Raw genomic sequence first — 14,593 nt, forward strand, 5'->3', positions numbered from 1 at the left:
TCTCAGCCGCCGAAGATCTCGCGGCTGAGCACCTCCCAGCTGGCCTCGTCGGTGGCGACGAGGAGGCCGCCGCCGACATGGCGCGGGCGGTAGGCGGAGCCATCGAGGCGGCGGAACATGCCGCCGGCCTCCTCCACGATCAGCGCTCCGGCGAGATGGTCCCAAGGCATCAGCTTGCCGAAGAACAGGAAGTGCACGGCGCCCGTCGCCATGGCCCAGTATTCGAGTTGCGCGCAGCGATAATTGCCGACGATCCGCAGCTTGTGGAGATTGGCGAAGATCGTCCCCTGCAGGTCCTTCTCGAAATAGCTGGCGCCGCCGGAGCCGACCATCTCGTCGAGCGGCACCGGATTCGCCACGGCGATGCGCGAGCGCTGGCCGCGCCGATCCAGAAACGCGCCGGCGCCCTTCTCGGCCAGGAGGAAGTCCTTGCAGAACGGGTCGTAGAGGAGGCCGCCGACGGTCTCGCCCTTCGCGACGACCGAGGCCATGACGCCGAAGGCGGGCAGGCCGGCGGCGAAATTCGCCGTGCCGTCGATCGGATCGACGACGATCGCGAGCTCGGCCTCGGCGAGACGCGGCAAGAGCGCCGGATCGGCCGCGACCGATTCCTCGCCGATGAAGAGCGCGTCCGGAAAGGCCTCGGCGCAGCGCGCCTTGATCAGCCGTTCGGCCGCCTCGTCCGCTTCGGTCACGAGATCGACGGCCGAGGTCTTCTGGCGCACGTCCCGATCGCCGAGATTGCGGAAGCGCGGCATGATCTCGGTGTCGGCGGCGTCGGCGAGAATGCCGGCGAGCGTCTCGATATTCACGGGGGAAGTCACGGCGTATCGTCCTGTGGCGTTGCGAGGGCGGAGAAGTCGAAAAGGGACGCGTCGAGCAGATGGCTCGGCCGGACGCTGGACAGGGCGCGGATCATCGTCTCCTTGCGGCCTGGAAAGCGCGCCTCGATCTCGCCGAGCATCGTCTTCACGACATTGCGCTGCAGCCCGTCCTGGCTGCCGCAGAGATCGCAGGGAATGATGGGGAATGCCATCGCGGCGGAGAATTTCGCGATGTCGTCCTCCGCGACGCAGATCATCGGCCGCAGCACCATCACGTCGCCCTCGTCGTTCAGAAGCTTCGGCGGCATCGCGGACAGGCGCCCGCCCTGCAGGAAGTTCATGAAGAAGGTCTCCAGACAATCCTCGCGATGGTGGCCGAGCACCAGCGCCTCGCAGCCCTCCTCGCGGGCGACACGATAGAGATTGCCCCGGCGCAGGCGCGAGCAAAGCGAGCAATAGGTGGCGCCGGACGGCACCTTCTCCGTCACGATCGAGTAGGTGTCGCGATATTCGATCCGGTGCGGCACGCCGTGACGCGCGAGAAACTCCGGCAGGATATGTTTCGGAAAGTTGGGCTGGCCCTGGTCGAGATTGCAGGCGAGCAGCTCGACCGGCAGATGGCCGCGCCATTGCAGGTCCGCGAGGATCGCCAGGAGCGCGTAGGAATCCTTGCCGCCGGAAAGGCCGACGAGCCAGCGCGCGCCCGGCCGCGCCATGGCGGCGGCCTCGATCGTCTCGCGCACCTGCCGCACCAGCCGTTTGCGCAGCTTGCGAAAGCCGACGGAGCGCGGCGCGTCGCGAAACAGGCTGTGCCCGCCGGCCTCCTCCTCCGCCGCGTCGGTCTCGTGATCCTGAACCTTGTCCAGCATGGCGCCTCCTGGCGGCGGACATACAGGCCGGCCGCGAAAAGCAAAAGGCCGCCCGAATGGAGCGGCCTTTCGTGACATCGGATCGAGACGGTGAAACCGATCAGCGCGAATAGAATTCGACGACGAGGTTCGGTTCCATCTGCACCGGATAGGGCACGTCCGAGAGGCCCGGAATGCGCTGGTAGGTCGCGACCATCTTGTTGTGATCGGCCTCGATATAGTCCGGCACGTCGCGCTCGGCGAGCTGGGTCGCCTCGATCACCACGACGAGCTGCTTCGACTTCTGGCGAACCTCGATGACGTCGCCGGCCTTGCAGACATAGGAGCCGATATTGGTGCGCACGCCGTTCACGTTCACATGGCCGTGGTTCACGAACTGACGGGCGGCGAAGATGGTCGGCACGAACTTGGCGCGATAGACGATCGCGTCGAGACGGCTCTCGAGCAGGCCGATCAGGTTTTCGGAGGTGTCACCCTTGCGGCGGGCGGCTTCCTCGTAGACCTTGCGGAACTGCTTCTCGGAGACGTCGCCATAATAGCCCTTCAGCTTCTGCTTGGCGCGGAGCTGCAGGCCGAAGTCGGAAACCTTGCCCTTGCGGCGCTGGCCGTGCTGGCCCGGGCCGTACTGGCGGCGGTTCACCGGGGACTTCGGACGACCCCAAATGTTCTCGCCCATGCGGCGATCGATTTTGTACTTGGATTCTGCGCGCTTTGTCATCGCATTTCCTTCAAACGAAAAAGCCCGGGCGGACCCTGATCCGCCGGGCGAGGAAACGCGCCCTCCTCTGCCCGCCTATCGGCGGACTGACAGGACGAGTGACACGAGAGACACCCATCCACGGGACACGTCGAAAACGACAGCGACATGACATCGCGGCCATCGCCGGTGTCGTTAAGGACCGGCGGCCGTCCTGTCAAGCATCGGAGGGATATTCGGCGATCTCGATGAGATTGCCGTCCGGGTCGCGGAAGTAGAGCGAGGTCATCTCGCTACGCGCGCCGTTGCGCCCGACGGGGCCGAGCTCGATCGCGACGCCCTGCCGCTCCAGATGCGCCCTGATCTCCGCCAGCGGCCGATCGGCCACGAGGCAGAAATCCGCCGCGCCCTCGGTCGGGCGGCGCGCCTTCGGCTCGAACGTATGGTCGGCCTGATGGACGTTGATCTTCTGGTCGCCGAAAAGCAGCGCCGCCGGCCGCCCCGGTCGGATCTCGCGTTCGAGACCGAGCACGCGCTCGTAGAAGCCGAGCGTCGCTTCGAGATCGGCGACCGTGATGACGAGATGATCGATCGCCTGGATCATGCGGCCCGCGCTCAATACTTGCCGATCACCCAGACCGCATGGATCACGCCCGGCAGCCAACCGAGAAGGGTGAGGAGGAGGTTGATCCAGAAATGCTTGCGGAAGCCCACCTGCGTGAAGACCGCCAGCGGGGGCAGGATGATCGCGATGAGGATGCGAATGAGATCCATGGAAGCTCCGTGACGCGCGCGATGCCGACGAGGTGATCGAGCTGGCCGAACGTTTCGCGACGGGCGGCGTTCCCGGCGGGAGGTCCGAAGGAGCAGCGATCCGATGATTTTCGTTCGAGCCGGTCTCGGCCTGGCGCTTCTCGTTTCGGCGGTGCCCGCCGCCTCGGCCGATCCCGCCTTTCTCGAACGGTTCGAAGGCGGCTGGCGGGGCTCGGGCTTCGTGCAGCGCGATGTCGATAAGTCGCCCCGGCGCGTCTCCTGCCGGGTGTCCGGCAGCCGGCCGGCGGAGAACCGGCTGTCGATTGCCGGCACCTGCCGGGCGGCCGTCGTCTTCACGCGCCAGATTGGGGCGGATCTGCGCTACGATCCGGGCTCGCAGCGCTTTTCGGGCACCTATACCGGGTCCAGCAAGGGTCCGGCCCGTGTCGCCGGCACGCAGCGCGGCGATGCGCTGGTCCTCACCATCACCTATCCGGTGCCGACCTACGGCGACCGGGTCGCGACCATGGTCATCCGCAATGCCGGCGCCGGCCGCTTCTCGATGGTGGTGGTCGACAAGGTGGACGGCGCCGACAAGGAGACGTCCAATATCGATTTCGGCGAGGGCTGAGCCTTCAGGCCGACAGTCCGAAGCCCTGCATCAGGCGCCGCGCCAGGGGATCGACCGCGCCGGAGGTGAAGACGGCGAGGTCCTTGCCGCGCGGCGCCGCCTCGCCATCGCCCGCCGGCAGGATAGACAGGGCGCGGCGGGCGATCGCCTCGGCCGGGTCCAGCCAATCGACCGGCCAGGGCGCCGTCTTGCGCATGCGATTGACGAGAAAGGGATAATGCGTGCAGGCGAGGACGACGATGTCGGTGCGCCGTCCCGCCTCCTCAATGAAGCACGGCTCGATCTCCGCCCGCACCGCCTCCTCGTCGACGAAGCCGTCGCGCATATAGGCTTCGGCCAGCGTCGCGAGCCGCACGCTGCCGACGAGCTTCACCTGACAGCGCGCGCCCCATTGCTGGATGAGATCGCGGGTATATTGCCGCTTGACCGTGCCGGGGGTCGCGAGAACCGACACGAGGCCGGAGCGCGTGCGCTCGGCCGCCGGCTTGATCGCCGGCACGGTGCCGACGAAGGGCGTCGCCGGATAGGCGGCCCGCAGCGCATCGAGCGCCAGCGTCGAAGCCGTGTTGCAGGCGATCACCGCGATTTCCGGGCGGTGCATTTCGATCAGCCGGCCGAAAAGCTCGACCAGCCGCGCCCGCAGCGCACCCTCCTCCCAGCCGCCATAGGGAAAGCCCGCATCGTCGGCGACATAGACGAACTGTCGGTCGGGCATCAGCACCCGCGCCTCGCGCAGCACGGTGAGGCCGCCGACGCCGCTGTCGAGCATCAGGACGGGTTTGGCGCTCATTCCTGGCCGCCGTCCAGCTTGAACTCGACATGCCGCAGCACGCCATGCAGCGCGTGGACCTCCATCCGGTTGAAATTCGCCTTGGTCAGCGTGGTGCGCAGCTTCTCCGACAGCGCGACCTTGCGCTCCGGCGGGCGGAAATAGCCGAGCCGGTCGAGAAGCGCTTCCGTATGGTCGAGGAAACGGTGGAGATCGCCCTTGTCGGCGGGCTCGGCCTCGGGCGGCGCGAAGCGGGGCGCTTCCTCCGCCCCGTCCTCGCCGCCGGACTGCATCCATTCGTAGCTCATGAGCAGCACGGCCTGCGCGATATTGAGCGAGGCGAAGGCGGGATTGACCGGGAAGGTGACGATCTCGTCCGCCAGCCCGACCTCCTCGTTCGACAGGCCGAAGCGCTCGCGGCCGAAGAGGATGCCGGCCGGCCGGCCGGCCGCGATGCGGGCGCGCAGCTCGGCGCTCGCCGATTTCGGGCCGCGCACCGGCTTCAGGCTGTCGCGCGGCCGCGCCGTGGTGGCGAGCAGCCAGGTGAGGTCGGCCACGGCCTCGCGCACCGTCTCGAAGACGCGGGCGCCGTCGATCACATGGTCGGCGCGGGAGGCCGCCGCGCGCGCCTTCTCGTTCGGCCAGCCGTCGCGCGGGGCAACGAGGCGCAGATCGGTGAGGCCGAAATTCGCCATCGCCCGCGCCACCATGCCGATATTCTCGCCGAGCTGCGGCTCGACCAGGACGATGGCCGGCCCGCCGGCAAGGGATTCCAGGGTTCGATCGGTGCCAGCCACGCTCATCTCCTTTGGCGCCTCGATAACCTTCGCCGATCCGCCGGCCAAGTCCGCCCGGTGCCTTTGCGCCTCGGAAACGCGATGCTATAGCCCGCCCGTTCCGAACCCGTCGAGGAAATGGCAATGGCGAAGATCAAGGTCGAAAATCCGGTCGTGGAGCTCGACGGCGACGAGATGACCCGGATCATCTGGCAGGCGATCAAGGACAAGCTGATCCATCCCTATCTCGACGTGGATCTCGAATATTACGATCTCGGCGTCGAGAACCGCGACGCGACCAACGACCAGGTGACGATCGACGCCGCCAATGCCATCGCCAGGCACGGTGTCGGCGTGAAATGCGCCACCATCACGCCGGACGAGGCCCGCGTGCAGGAATTCGGCCTGAAGAAGATGTGGAAATCGCCGAACGGCACGATCCGCAACATCCTCGGCGGCGTGATCTTCCGCGAGCCGATCGTGATGAAGAATGTGCCGCGCCTCGTGCCGGGCTGGACGCAGCCGATCGTCGTCGGCCGCCATGCCTTCGGCGACCAGTATCGTGCCACCGACTTCAAGTTCCCCGGCAAGGGCACGCTGTCGATCAAGTTCGTCGGCGAGGACGGCCAGGTGATCGAGCACGAGGTCTATCAGGCGCCCGGCGCCGGCGTGGCGATGGCCATGTACAATCTCGACGAATCGATCCGCGAATTCGCCCGCGCCTCGTTCAGCTACGGCCTCCTGCGCAACTTCCCGGTCTATCTCTCGACCAAGAACACGATCCTCAAGGCCTATGACGGCCGCTTCAAGGACATCTTCCAGGAGGTGTTCGACGCCGAGTTCAAGGCCGAGTTCGACGCCCGCAAGCTGACCTACGAGCACCGCCTGATCGACGACATGGTCGCCTCGGCGCTCAAATGGTCGGGCGGCTATGTCTGGGCCTGCAAGAACTACGACGGCGACGTGCAGTCGGACATCGTGGCCCAGGGCTTCGGCTCGCTCGGCCTCATGACCTCCGTCCTGATGACGCCGGACGGCAAGACGGTGGAAGCCGAAGCCGCCCACGGCACGGTGACGCGCCATTATCGCCAGCACCAGAAGGGCCAGGAGACCTCCACCAACTCCATCGCCTCGATCTTCGCCTGGACCCGCGGCCTCGCCCACCGCGCCAAGCTCGACGGCAACGAGGAGCTGAAGCGCTTCTCCGAGACGCTGGAGCGGGTCTGCATCGACACGGTCGAGGCCGGCTACATGACGAAGGATCTCGCCCTCCTCATCGGGCCGGACCAGCATTGGCTTTCCACCACCGGCTTCCTCGACAAGATCGACGAGAACCTGAAGAAGGCGATGGCCGCCTGACGACGGCGCCTATTCGGCCGGCGCGGCTTTCGCGTCGGCCGTGAAATCGGCGGTCCTCCTTTCGGCGCCGAAGCCGGCGAGGAGGGCCACCGCCACGGCGACGACCAGGATCGTCACGAGAAGCGCGCGGCCATAGTCGCCGCCCCAGTGCTCCGCCAGCATGGCCTGGATCGTGGCATTGCCCGAGGCCAGGAGATTGCCGAGCTGGTAGGCGGTGCCCGGAAAGGTGCCACGCACCTCCGGCGGCGAGATCTCGTTGAGATGCGCCGGCACTACGCCCCAGGCGCCCTGCACGAAGAACTGCACCAGAAACGCGCCGGCGGCGAGCAGCACGGCATTGCCGCCTTGCGTCCAGAGCCAGGCCGCCGGCATCGCCAGCAGCGCGGCGACGACGATGGCCTTCCGCCGTCCGACGCGCTGCGACCAGGCCCCGAAGGTCAGACCGCCGAGGATCGCGCCGAGATTGTAGACGACGGCGATCGTGCCCGTCGCCGTGCTGGAATAGCCGAGCTGCTTTTCGAGGAAGGTCGGATAGACGTCCTGCGTGCCGTGGCTGAAGAAGTTGAAGGCGGTCATCAGGAGAACGGCCCAGACGAGCAGGCCGAGATTGCCGCGCACCGCAGCGGCGAAGGAGACGCGCGCGGGCGCCGCCCGCCGCCGCTCGAAAGCCGGCGATTCCTTCACCGTGCGCCGGACATAGAGGACGAGCAGCGCCGGCAGCACGCCGACCATGAATAGCCCGCGCCAGCCGATCATCGGGAAGAGCGCCAGATAGACGACCGAGGCGAGAAGATAGCCGGAAGGATAGCCGGCCTGGAGGATGCCGGAGACGATGCCGCGCGAGCGCTCCGGCACGCTCTCCATCACCAGCGAGGCGCCGATGCCCCATTCGCCGCCCATCGCGACACCGTAGAGGGCGCGCAATACAATCAGCACCGTCAGGTTCGGCGAGAAGCCCGAGGCGAATTCCAGGAAGGAATAGAGGAGGATGTTCACCATCAGCACGGGGCGGCGGCCATAGCGATCGGCGGCGAGACCGAAGAGCAGCGCGCCGATCGGCCGGGCTGCGAGCGTCAGGAAGATCGCATAGGAGACGGCCGAGACCTCCACCTGGAACTCCTCGGCGATCGCCTTCAGGACGAAGACCAGCAGGAAGAAGTCGAAGGCATCGAGGGTCCAGCCGAGATAGCTGGCGAAGAGCGTGTGGCGCTGATCGCGATCGAGCGCCCGGAGATCGCCGAGAAACGCCATGGGACCCCACCTTCCGCCGAGCCCACCCCTGTCGGCGGCCAGCGATCGAACTCTCTGGTTCGATAGGATCTAGCGCGGAGCCGAGAAGTTCAATCGACGCCTCATCTGGAATTGTCGAGGATCGGACGAACCCGATCGAACTTCGCGAGTTTGGCTGGCATCGAAGTTCGGAGAGTCCCATGCGCCGCCCTCGCCTGTCCGCCGTTCTCGCCCTCGCCCTCGGCACGGCCTATGCCGTCGGTCCAGCCGGCGCGCAGGTGCAATATGTCGAGCTGCCGGACGGCGCGATCCTCGCGCCCTGGAACATGACGGTCGACGCGGTGGAGGATCTCGACGTGCTCGGCGCCAATGGCCAGAAGATCGGCGAGGTCGAGGAGGTGATCGGCACCGATCCGGCGACGCCGGCCGCGCTGGTGGTCGATTTCGAGGGTGGGTCGGGCTTCGATACCCGCGACGACATCGCCGTGCCGCTCGATGCCTTCTCGATGGCACCGAAGGGCCTGCTGATGACGCTCAGCGCCGACAGCGTCGCGGCACTTCCGACCTGGGACGACTGATCGGAAAGCGGATAAAGCGCCGATCGGACGGCGGAGACGAAAAAGGGCGCCGATGGGCGCCCTTCGCATTTCAGGCTGCGGTGTCGCGGCTCAAGCGGCGACCGCCGAGGCGCCAAGCACCTCTTCGATCGCCGACAGCGCGGCGGGCGCGTTGTCGCCGTCCGGACCGCCGGCCTGCGCCATGTCCGGCCGGCCGCCGCCGCCCTTGCCGCCGATCGCCGCACTGGCGCGCCGCACCAGATCCACGGCGTCGAAGCGGGGGGTAAGATCGTCCGTCACCCCGACGACGATGCTCGCCTTGCCGTCGGCGACACCGGCGAAGGCGACGATGCCGGAGCCGAGCGAGGCCTTCGCCTCGTCGACGAGCCCCTTCAGGTCCTTCGCCGCGACGCCTTCGAGAACGCGGCCGATGAAGGAGACGCCGCCGATCTCGCGGGCGGGCGAGCCGGACGCGCTCTTGGCGCCGTCGCCGACGAGCGCCAGCTTCTTGCGCAGTTCCGTCACCTCGCGCTCCAGCCGGCGGCGCTCCTCGACCAGCGTCTCGACACGCTCGGCGATCTCGGCCGGCTGCGCCTTCAGCGTCGCGGCGATGCGTCGCACCCGCGCGTCCTGCTCGATGAAATAGTCGCGCGCGGCATCGCCCGTCAGCGCCTCGACGCGGCGCACGCCGGCGCCGACCGCGCTTTCCGAGACGATATGGACGAGGCCGATATCGCCCGTCGCCCGGGCATGGGTGCCGCCGCAGAGCTCGATCGAATAGGCGGCCTTGGCGCTGCCGTCCTTCGCGGCGCCCATGGAGACGACGCGCACCTCATCGCCATATTTCTCGCCGAAGAGCGCCATCGCGCCGAGCGCGATCGCATCGTCCACCGCCATCAGGCGGGTCTCGATCGCGCCGTTCTCGAGGATCACGGCATTGGCCAGTTCCTCGACCTTGGCGAGCTCGGCCGCGTCCATGGGTTTGGGATGCGAGAAGTCGAAGCGCAGCCGATCGGGCGACACCATCGAGCCCTTCTGCGCCACATGGGTGCCGAGCACCTCGCGCAGACCCTCGTGCAGGAGATGCGTCGCGGAGTGATTGGCGCGGATCTTCGCACGGCGGGCGTGATCGACCACGAGATCGAGCGCCGCGCCCGGCTTCAGGACGCCTTCCGCCACCCGGCCGCGATGCACGAAGAGGCCGTTCGCCACCTTCTGCGTATCCAGAACCTCGAAGCGCACGCCCTCGCCGACCATCGTTCCGGTATCGCCGACCTGACCGCCGGACTCCCCATAGAAGGGCGTCTGGTTGAGGACGATCGCGACCTCCTCGCCGGCCTTCGCCTCCGGTCGCTCGGCCCCGCCCGCGACGATGGCGCGGACCTGACCCTCGGCGCGCTCGGTCTCGTAGCCGAGGAACTCGGTCGCCCCTTCCCGCTCGCGGATCTCGAACCAGACGGTCTCGGCCGCCTTTTCGCCGGAGCCCGCCCAGCTGGCGCGGGCCTCGGCCTTCTGCCGCTCCATCGCGCTGGTGAAGCCGGCGAGATCGACCGAGATGTCGCGCTGGCGCAGAGCGTCCTGCGTCAGATCCAGCGGGAAGCCGTAGGTGTCGTAGAGCTTGAAGGCCGTCTCGCCGTCCAGCATGGCGCCGGCCGACAGCGACTCGGTCGCGCTGCCGAGCAGCGCCAGACCGCGATCCAGCGTCGTGAGGAAGCGCTTCTCCTCCAGCTTGATCGTTTCGGTCGTCAGCGCCTCGGCCCGGCCGAGCTCGGGATAGGCGCGGCCCATCTCCGAGACGAGCGTCGGCAGCAGCTTGTAGATCACCGGCTCCTTGGCGCCGAGCAGCTTCGCATGGCGCATGGCGCGCCGCATGATGCGGCGGAGCACATAGCCGCGCCCCTCGTTCGAGGGCAGGACGCCGTCGGCGATGAGGAAGGCGGAGGAGCGCAGATGGTCGGCGATGACGCGATGGCTGGCTTCCGCCCCGCCTTCCGCCTTCGAGCCGATCACGTCCTCGATCGCCGCGATCAGGGTCTTGAACAGGTCCGTCTCGAAGACGCTCTGGACGCCCTGGAGGATGCAGGCCATGCGCTCGAGGCCCATGCCGGTATCGATCGACGGGCGCGGCAGCGGCGTGCGCTCGCCCGGCGCCGTCTGCTCGAACTGCATGAAGACGAGGTTCCAGAATTCCAGGAACCGGTCGCCATCCTCTTCCGGCGAGCCGGGCGGGCCGCCCCAGACATTCTCGCCCTGGTCGATGAAGATCTCGGAACAGGGCCCGCAGGGCCCGGTATCGCCCATCTGCCAGAAATTGTCGGAGGTCGGGATGCGGATGATCCGGTCGTCGGAAAAACCGGCGATCTTCTTCCAGAGGCTGGCCGCCTCCTCGTCCTCGGAATAGACGGTGACCAGCAGCCGGTCCTTCGGCAGGTCGAAGCCCTTGGTGACGAGGTTCCAGGCGAGTTCGATCGCCCCTTCCTTGAAATAGTCGCCGAAGGAGAAATTGCCGAGCATCTCGAAGAAGGTGAGATGGCGGGCGGTGTAGCCGACATTGTCGAGATCGTTGTGCTTGCCGCCGGCGCGCACCACCTTCTGCGCCGTCGTCGCCCGGCTGTAGGACCGCTTCTCCAGCCCGGTGAAGACGTTCTTGAACTGCACCATGCCGGCATTGGTGAACATCAGGGTCGGGTCGTTGCGCGGCACGAGCGGCGAGGACGCAACGGGTTCGTGCCCATTCGCGGCGAAATAGTTCAGGAACGTCGACCGGATGTCGTTGACGCCGCTCATCGCAAGCCTTTCAGAAAAATCCTTCGGCGGCTGCAGGCGGATCGCCGCCGCATCCGCGCCCAAGGGCGAGGTTGTAACGGCGGGACGGAACCCTGTCCATCAGGCGCCGTCGCAAACGCAACAGCCGCCACGCTGGAGAGCGGGCAGCGGCCGAAGTTCACGAAACGAGGCGGAAGAAGCGGAGGATCAATCCTCCGAATCGTCGCCGCCGACATCGGTCAGAAGCTGTTCGGCGAGGAGGCCGGCATTCTGCCGGATCGCCGCCTCGATCTCCGCCGCGACATCGGGATTGTCGCGCAGGAACTGCTTGGCATTCTCGCGGCCCTGGCCGAGGCGCTGGGAATTGTAGGAGAACCAGGCGCCCGACTTCTCGACCATGCCGGCCTTCACGCCGAGATCGACGAGCTCGCCGGTCTTCGACACGCCTTCGCCATACATGATGTCGAACTCGACCTGCTTGAAGGGCGGCGCCAGCTTGTTCTTCACCACCTTGACGCGGGTCTGGTTGCCCGTCACCTCGTCGCGCTCCTTGATCGCGCCGGTGCGGCGGATGTCGAGGCGGACGGAGGCGTAGAACTTCAGCGCGTTGCCGCCCGTCGTCGTTTCCGGCGAGCCGTACATGACGCCGATCTTCATGCGGATCTGGTTGATGAAGATCACCATGCACTTCGAGCGGTTGATCGAGCCGGTGAGCTTGCGCAGCGCCTGGCTCATCAGGCGGGCCTGCATGCCGGGCAGCGACTCGCCCATCTCGCCCTCGATCTCGGCGCGCGGCGTCAGGGCGGCGACGGAATCGACGACCAGAACGTCGATGGCGCCCGAGCGCACCAGCGTGTCGACGATCTCCAGCGCCTGCTCGCCGGTATCGGGCTGCGAGATCAGAAGATTGTCGAGATCGACGCCGAGCTTGCGGGCATAGACGGGATCCAGCGCATGCTCGGCATCGACGAAGGCGCAGATGCCGCCCCTCTTCTGCGCCTCGGCGACGGTATGGAGGGCGAGCGTCGTCTTGCCCGAGCTTTCCGGCCCGTAGATCTCGACGATGCGGCCCTTCGGCAGGCCGCCGACGCCGAGCGCGATGTCGAGGCCGAGCGAGCCGGTGGAAACGGTATCGATGTCCAGTTTCTCGGTCGCGCCGAGCCGCATGATCGAACCCTTGCCGAACGCCCGCTCGATCTGCGAAAGCGCGGCATCGAGTGCCTTGGTCTTGTCCACGGAAACTTCCTCGACGAGGCGGAGCATCTTCTGCGCCATATGTGCCACCTTATCCCATCAGTTGGAGGCGGGTGCAATCGCACGGCCGGTAGCGGTTATGTACTCTTTTTGTTCTCATCCTACAAGCGTGGATGCCGCTTTGTTCGAATTTTATCCTCTTGATTCGAATCGCCTCCCGCCGCCGGGAAAGCTTGCGAATCGATGAACGAGCGCGACGGCCACCAGAGCGCGCCGCGCGTCTTCGCGGCGGGCGGCGCCCATGTCGATCGCCGGGGGCGGGCGAGCCATTCCTTCGTTCTCGGCGCGTCCAATCCGGGCGCGATGGGCGAGACGGCCGGCGGCGCGGTGTTCAATGCCGCGCGCGCCCTCCGGCGTCTCGGCGCGGCGATCACGCTCGTTTCGGCGCGCGGCGGCGACCGCGACGGCGAGACCGTCCGCGACGCCCTCGCCGCGCTCGATCTCGGCGATGGCGCGCTGACCTGGCTCGACCGCCGGACGCCGAGCTACACGGCGATTCTCGACGAGCATGGCGATCTCGTCGCCGGCCTCGCCGACATGGCGCTCTACGATCTGATGCAGCCCCGCGTCTTCCGCCGCCGCCATATCCGCGAGGCGATCGCGGCGAGCGAGGCTCTGCTGATCGATGCCAATCTGCCGGTCGCGACGATCGAGCATCTGACCGAGGCGGCGGGCGGGCGATCGGTCATGGCGATCGGCGTCTCGCCGGCCAAGGTCGGCCGATTGGCGACGGCCTTGCCACGTCTAGACGCCCTGTTCCTGTCCCGCGCCGAGGCCGTCGGCCTCACCGGCCTTGCGGAGAACGCCGCCATCGAGAGCGTGACGACGGCCCTTGCGGCAGCCGGCTGCCGCCGCGCCGTCGTCACCGACGGCCCGCGCGGTGCCGCGATCCTGGAGGCCGGCACGCTCGTCCGGCAGGAGCCCGTCGCGCTGTCGGCGCTGCGCGACGTCACCGGTGCCGGCGACACGCTGGCCGGCGTCGCCTGCTTCGCCCTTCTCACCGGGCGATCCTTCCGGGATGCCGCGCGCCTCGGCATGGCGGCGGCGAGCCTTCATGTCGCCGCCGAGCGCGGCGAGGACGGCGCCGATCTCGCCGAGATCGCGGCTACCGCCGCCCGCATGCCCACCGCCCGTTCCCTTCCGATTTTCCAGCCCAGCGAGACCCCATGAGCCCGCAGCCCTTCGTTCCCTCCCCGGCCGTCGCCGAAGCCCTCGCCCAGGGCAAGCCCGTCGTGGCGCTCGAATCGACCATCATCACCCACGGCATGCCCTGGCCGCAGAATCTGGAAACGGCGACGGCCGTGGAAGCGCTGGTGCGCGCGGAAGGCGCCGAGCCGGCGACCATCGCGGTGCTCGAAGGGCAGTTGCGCATCGGGCTCGACGCGGCCGATCTCGAACGCCTCGCCCAGGCGAAGGACGTGATGAAGCTGTCTCGCGCCGATCTCGCCTATGCCGTCGCCAACCGCCGCAACGGCTCGACCACGGTCGCCGCGACGATGATCGCCGCTCATCTCGCCGGCATCGCCGTCTTCGCCACCGGCGGCATCGGCGGCGTCCATCGCGGCGCCGAGACGAGCTTCGACATCTCGGCCGATCTCGACGAACTGGCCCGCACGCCGGTGATCGTCGTCTCGGCCGGCGCGAAGGCGATCCTCGACCTGCCGAAGACCCTGGAAGTGCTGGAGACCAAGGGCGTGCCGGTGGTCGGCTTCGGCACGGACGAATTGCCGGCCTTCTGGTCGCGCCTGTCGGGCCTGAAGGCGCCGCTCCGCCTCGACACGGCCGAGGCCGTCGCCGCCTTCCAGCGCCAGCGCGCGGCGCTCGGCATCGGAGGCGGCATGCTGATCGGCAATCCGGTGCCGGCCGAGGCCGAACTGTCGCGCGAGACCGTTTCCGTCTGGATCGAGAACTGCCTCGCCGAGGCGGCGGCGCAAGGCATCGCCGGCAAGGCGGTGACGCCGTTCCTCCTCCAGCGGATGTTCGAGCTCTCCGGCGGGCGCTCGCTGGAGACCAATATCGCGCTGGTGCGCAACAATGCCCGCGTCGCGGCGGGAATCGCGAAGGCGCTCGCGGCGGCGGATCTCGCGGACGCCCTGTCGGCCGGCTGA

The 14,593-nt window shown here is 67.8% G+C and carries 15 protein-coding genes; 5 read left to right on the forward strand and 10 right to left on the reverse strand.

Annotation, left to right across the window (positions count from 1 at the left end):
* Positions 1-2: 2 nt before the first annotated feature.
* The 5 genes from IEY14_RS03680 to IEY14_RS03700 form a co-directional block, all read right to left on the reverse strand.
* Positions 3-824 carry an inositol monophosphatase family protein gene (locus IEY14_RS03680; RefSeq protein ID WP_188906831.1) on the reverse strand — a complete coding sequence of 274 codons (822 nt, stop codon included), beginning with the start codon at positions 822-824 and terminating at the stop codon, positions 3-5.
* Positions 821-1,693, reverse strand: coding sequence for a tRNA 2-thiocytidine(32) synthetase TtcA (ttcA, locus tag IEY14_RS03685; protein WP_188906832.1), 873 nt, complete (start codon positions 1,691-1,693; stop codon positions 821-823). Before ttcA ends, IEY14_RS03680 begins: the two co-directional genes overlap by 4 nt.
* Before the next feature lie 100 nt (positions 1,694-1,793).
* Positions 1,794-2,411, reverse strand: coding sequence for a 30S ribosomal protein S4 (rpsD, locus tag IEY14_RS03690; protein ID WP_188906833.1), 618 nt, complete (start codon positions 2,409-2,411; stop codon positions 1,794-1,796).
* Positions 2,412-2,607: 196 nt separating this feature from the next.
* The gene (locus IEY14_RS03695) at positions 2,608-2,994 is read right to left on the reverse strand and encodes a VOC family protein (RefSeq protein WP_188906834.1); all 387 of its coding nucleotides are present in this window, start codon (positions 2,992-2,994) and stop codon (positions 2,608-2,610) included.
* Positions 2,995-3,005: 11 nt separating this feature from the next.
* On the reverse strand, positions 3,006-3,164 hold the full coding sequence (locus IEY14_RS03700) for a YqaE/Pmp3 family membrane protein (RefSeq protein WP_188906835.1): 159 nt from the start codon (positions 3,162-3,164) through the stop codon (positions 3,006-3,008).
* A 103-nt stretch (positions 3,165-3,267) separates the two neighbouring features.
* On the opposite strand from IEY14_RS03700, the gene IEY14_RS03705 reads away from it, so the two are divergent.
* On the forward strand, positions 3,268-3,774 hold the full coding sequence (locus tag IEY14_RS03705) for a hypothetical protein (protein ID WP_188906836.1): 507 nt from the start codon (positions 3,268-3,270) through the stop codon (positions 3,772-3,774).
* Between the two features lie 4 nt (positions 3,775-3,778).
* Here the strand turns inward: IEY14_RS03705 and murI are convergent, their stop codons facing one another.
* Positions 3,779-4,564: a glutamate racemase gene (murI, locus tag IEY14_RS03710; protein ID WP_188906837.1), complete on the reverse strand. Its 786-nt coding sequence runs from the start codon at positions 4,562-4,564 to the stop codon at positions 3,779-3,781.
* Complete coding sequence (locus tag IEY14_RS03715) at positions 4,561-5,340, reverse strand: RNA methyltransferase (protein WP_188906838.1); 780 nt, start codon at positions 5,338-5,340, stop codon at positions 4,561-4,563. The genes murI and IEY14_RS03715 overlap by 4 nt, the downstream gene beginning before the upstream one ends.
* A 123-nt stretch (positions 5,341-5,463) precedes the next feature.
* Here IEY14_RS03715 and IEY14_RS03720 point away from each other — a divergent pair, with 123 nt between their 5' ends.
* Positions 5,464-6,678 carry an NADP-dependent isocitrate dehydrogenase gene (locus tag IEY14_RS03720; protein WP_188906839.1) on the forward strand — a complete coding sequence of 405 codons (1,215 nt, stop codon included), beginning with the start codon at positions 5,464-5,466 and terminating at the stop codon, positions 6,676-6,678.
* A 9-nt stretch (positions 6,679-6,687) separates the two neighbouring features.
* Here the strand turns inward: IEY14_RS03720 and IEY14_RS03725 are convergent, their stop codons facing one another.
* Positions 6,688-7,929, reverse strand: a complete 1,242-nt coding sequence (locus tag IEY14_RS03725; protein ID WP_188906840.1) for an MFS transporter — start codon at positions 7,927-7,929, stop codon at positions 6,688-6,690.
* 179 nt (positions 7,930-8,108) lie between these two features.
* Between IEY14_RS03725 and IEY14_RS03730 the strand changes: the two genes are divergently transcribed.
* A complete protein-coding gene (locus IEY14_RS03730) occupies positions 8,109-8,486 on the forward strand; it encodes a PRC-barrel domain-containing protein (RefSeq protein WP_188906841.1) in 378 nt (125 codons plus the stop codon).
* Between the two features lie 90 nt (positions 8,487-8,576).
* Here the strand turns inward: IEY14_RS03730 and alaS are convergent, their stop codons facing one another.
* Together alaS and recA are read right to left on the reverse strand one after the other, a co-directional pair.
* On the reverse strand, positions 8,577-11,252 hold the full coding sequence (gene alaS, locus IEY14_RS03735) for an alanine--tRNA ligase (RefSeq protein WP_188906842.1): 2,676 nt from the start codon (positions 11,250-11,252) through the stop codon (positions 8,577-8,579).
* Between the two features lie 186 nt (positions 11,253-11,438).
* A complete protein-coding gene (recA, locus tag IEY14_RS03740) occupies positions 11,439-12,506 on the reverse strand; it encodes a recombinase RecA (protein ID WP_188906843.1) in 1,068 nt (355 codons plus the stop codon).
* A gap of 162 nt (positions 12,507-12,668) precedes the next feature.
* Here recA and IEY14_RS03745 point away from each other — a divergent pair, with 162 nt between their 5' ends.
* Together IEY14_RS03745 and IEY14_RS03750 are read left to right on the forward strand one after the other, a co-directional pair.
* Positions 12,669-13,655, forward strand: coding sequence for a carbohydrate kinase family protein (locus IEY14_RS03745; RefSeq protein ID WP_188906844.1), 987 nt, complete (start codon positions 12,669-12,671; stop codon positions 13,653-13,655).
* Positions 13,652-14,593, forward strand: coding sequence for a pseudouridine-5'-phosphate glycosidase (locus IEY14_RS03750; protein WP_188906845.1), 942 nt, complete (start codon positions 13,652-13,654; stop codon positions 14,591-14,593). The genes IEY14_RS03745 and IEY14_RS03750 overlap by 4 nt, the downstream gene beginning before the upstream one ends.

The organism is Aureimonas endophytica, from assembly GCF_014642635.1.
In the GTDB taxonomy this organism is placed as follows: Bacteria; Pseudomonadota; Alphaproteobacteria; order Rhizobiales; family Rhizobiaceae; genus Plantimonas; species Plantimonas endophytica.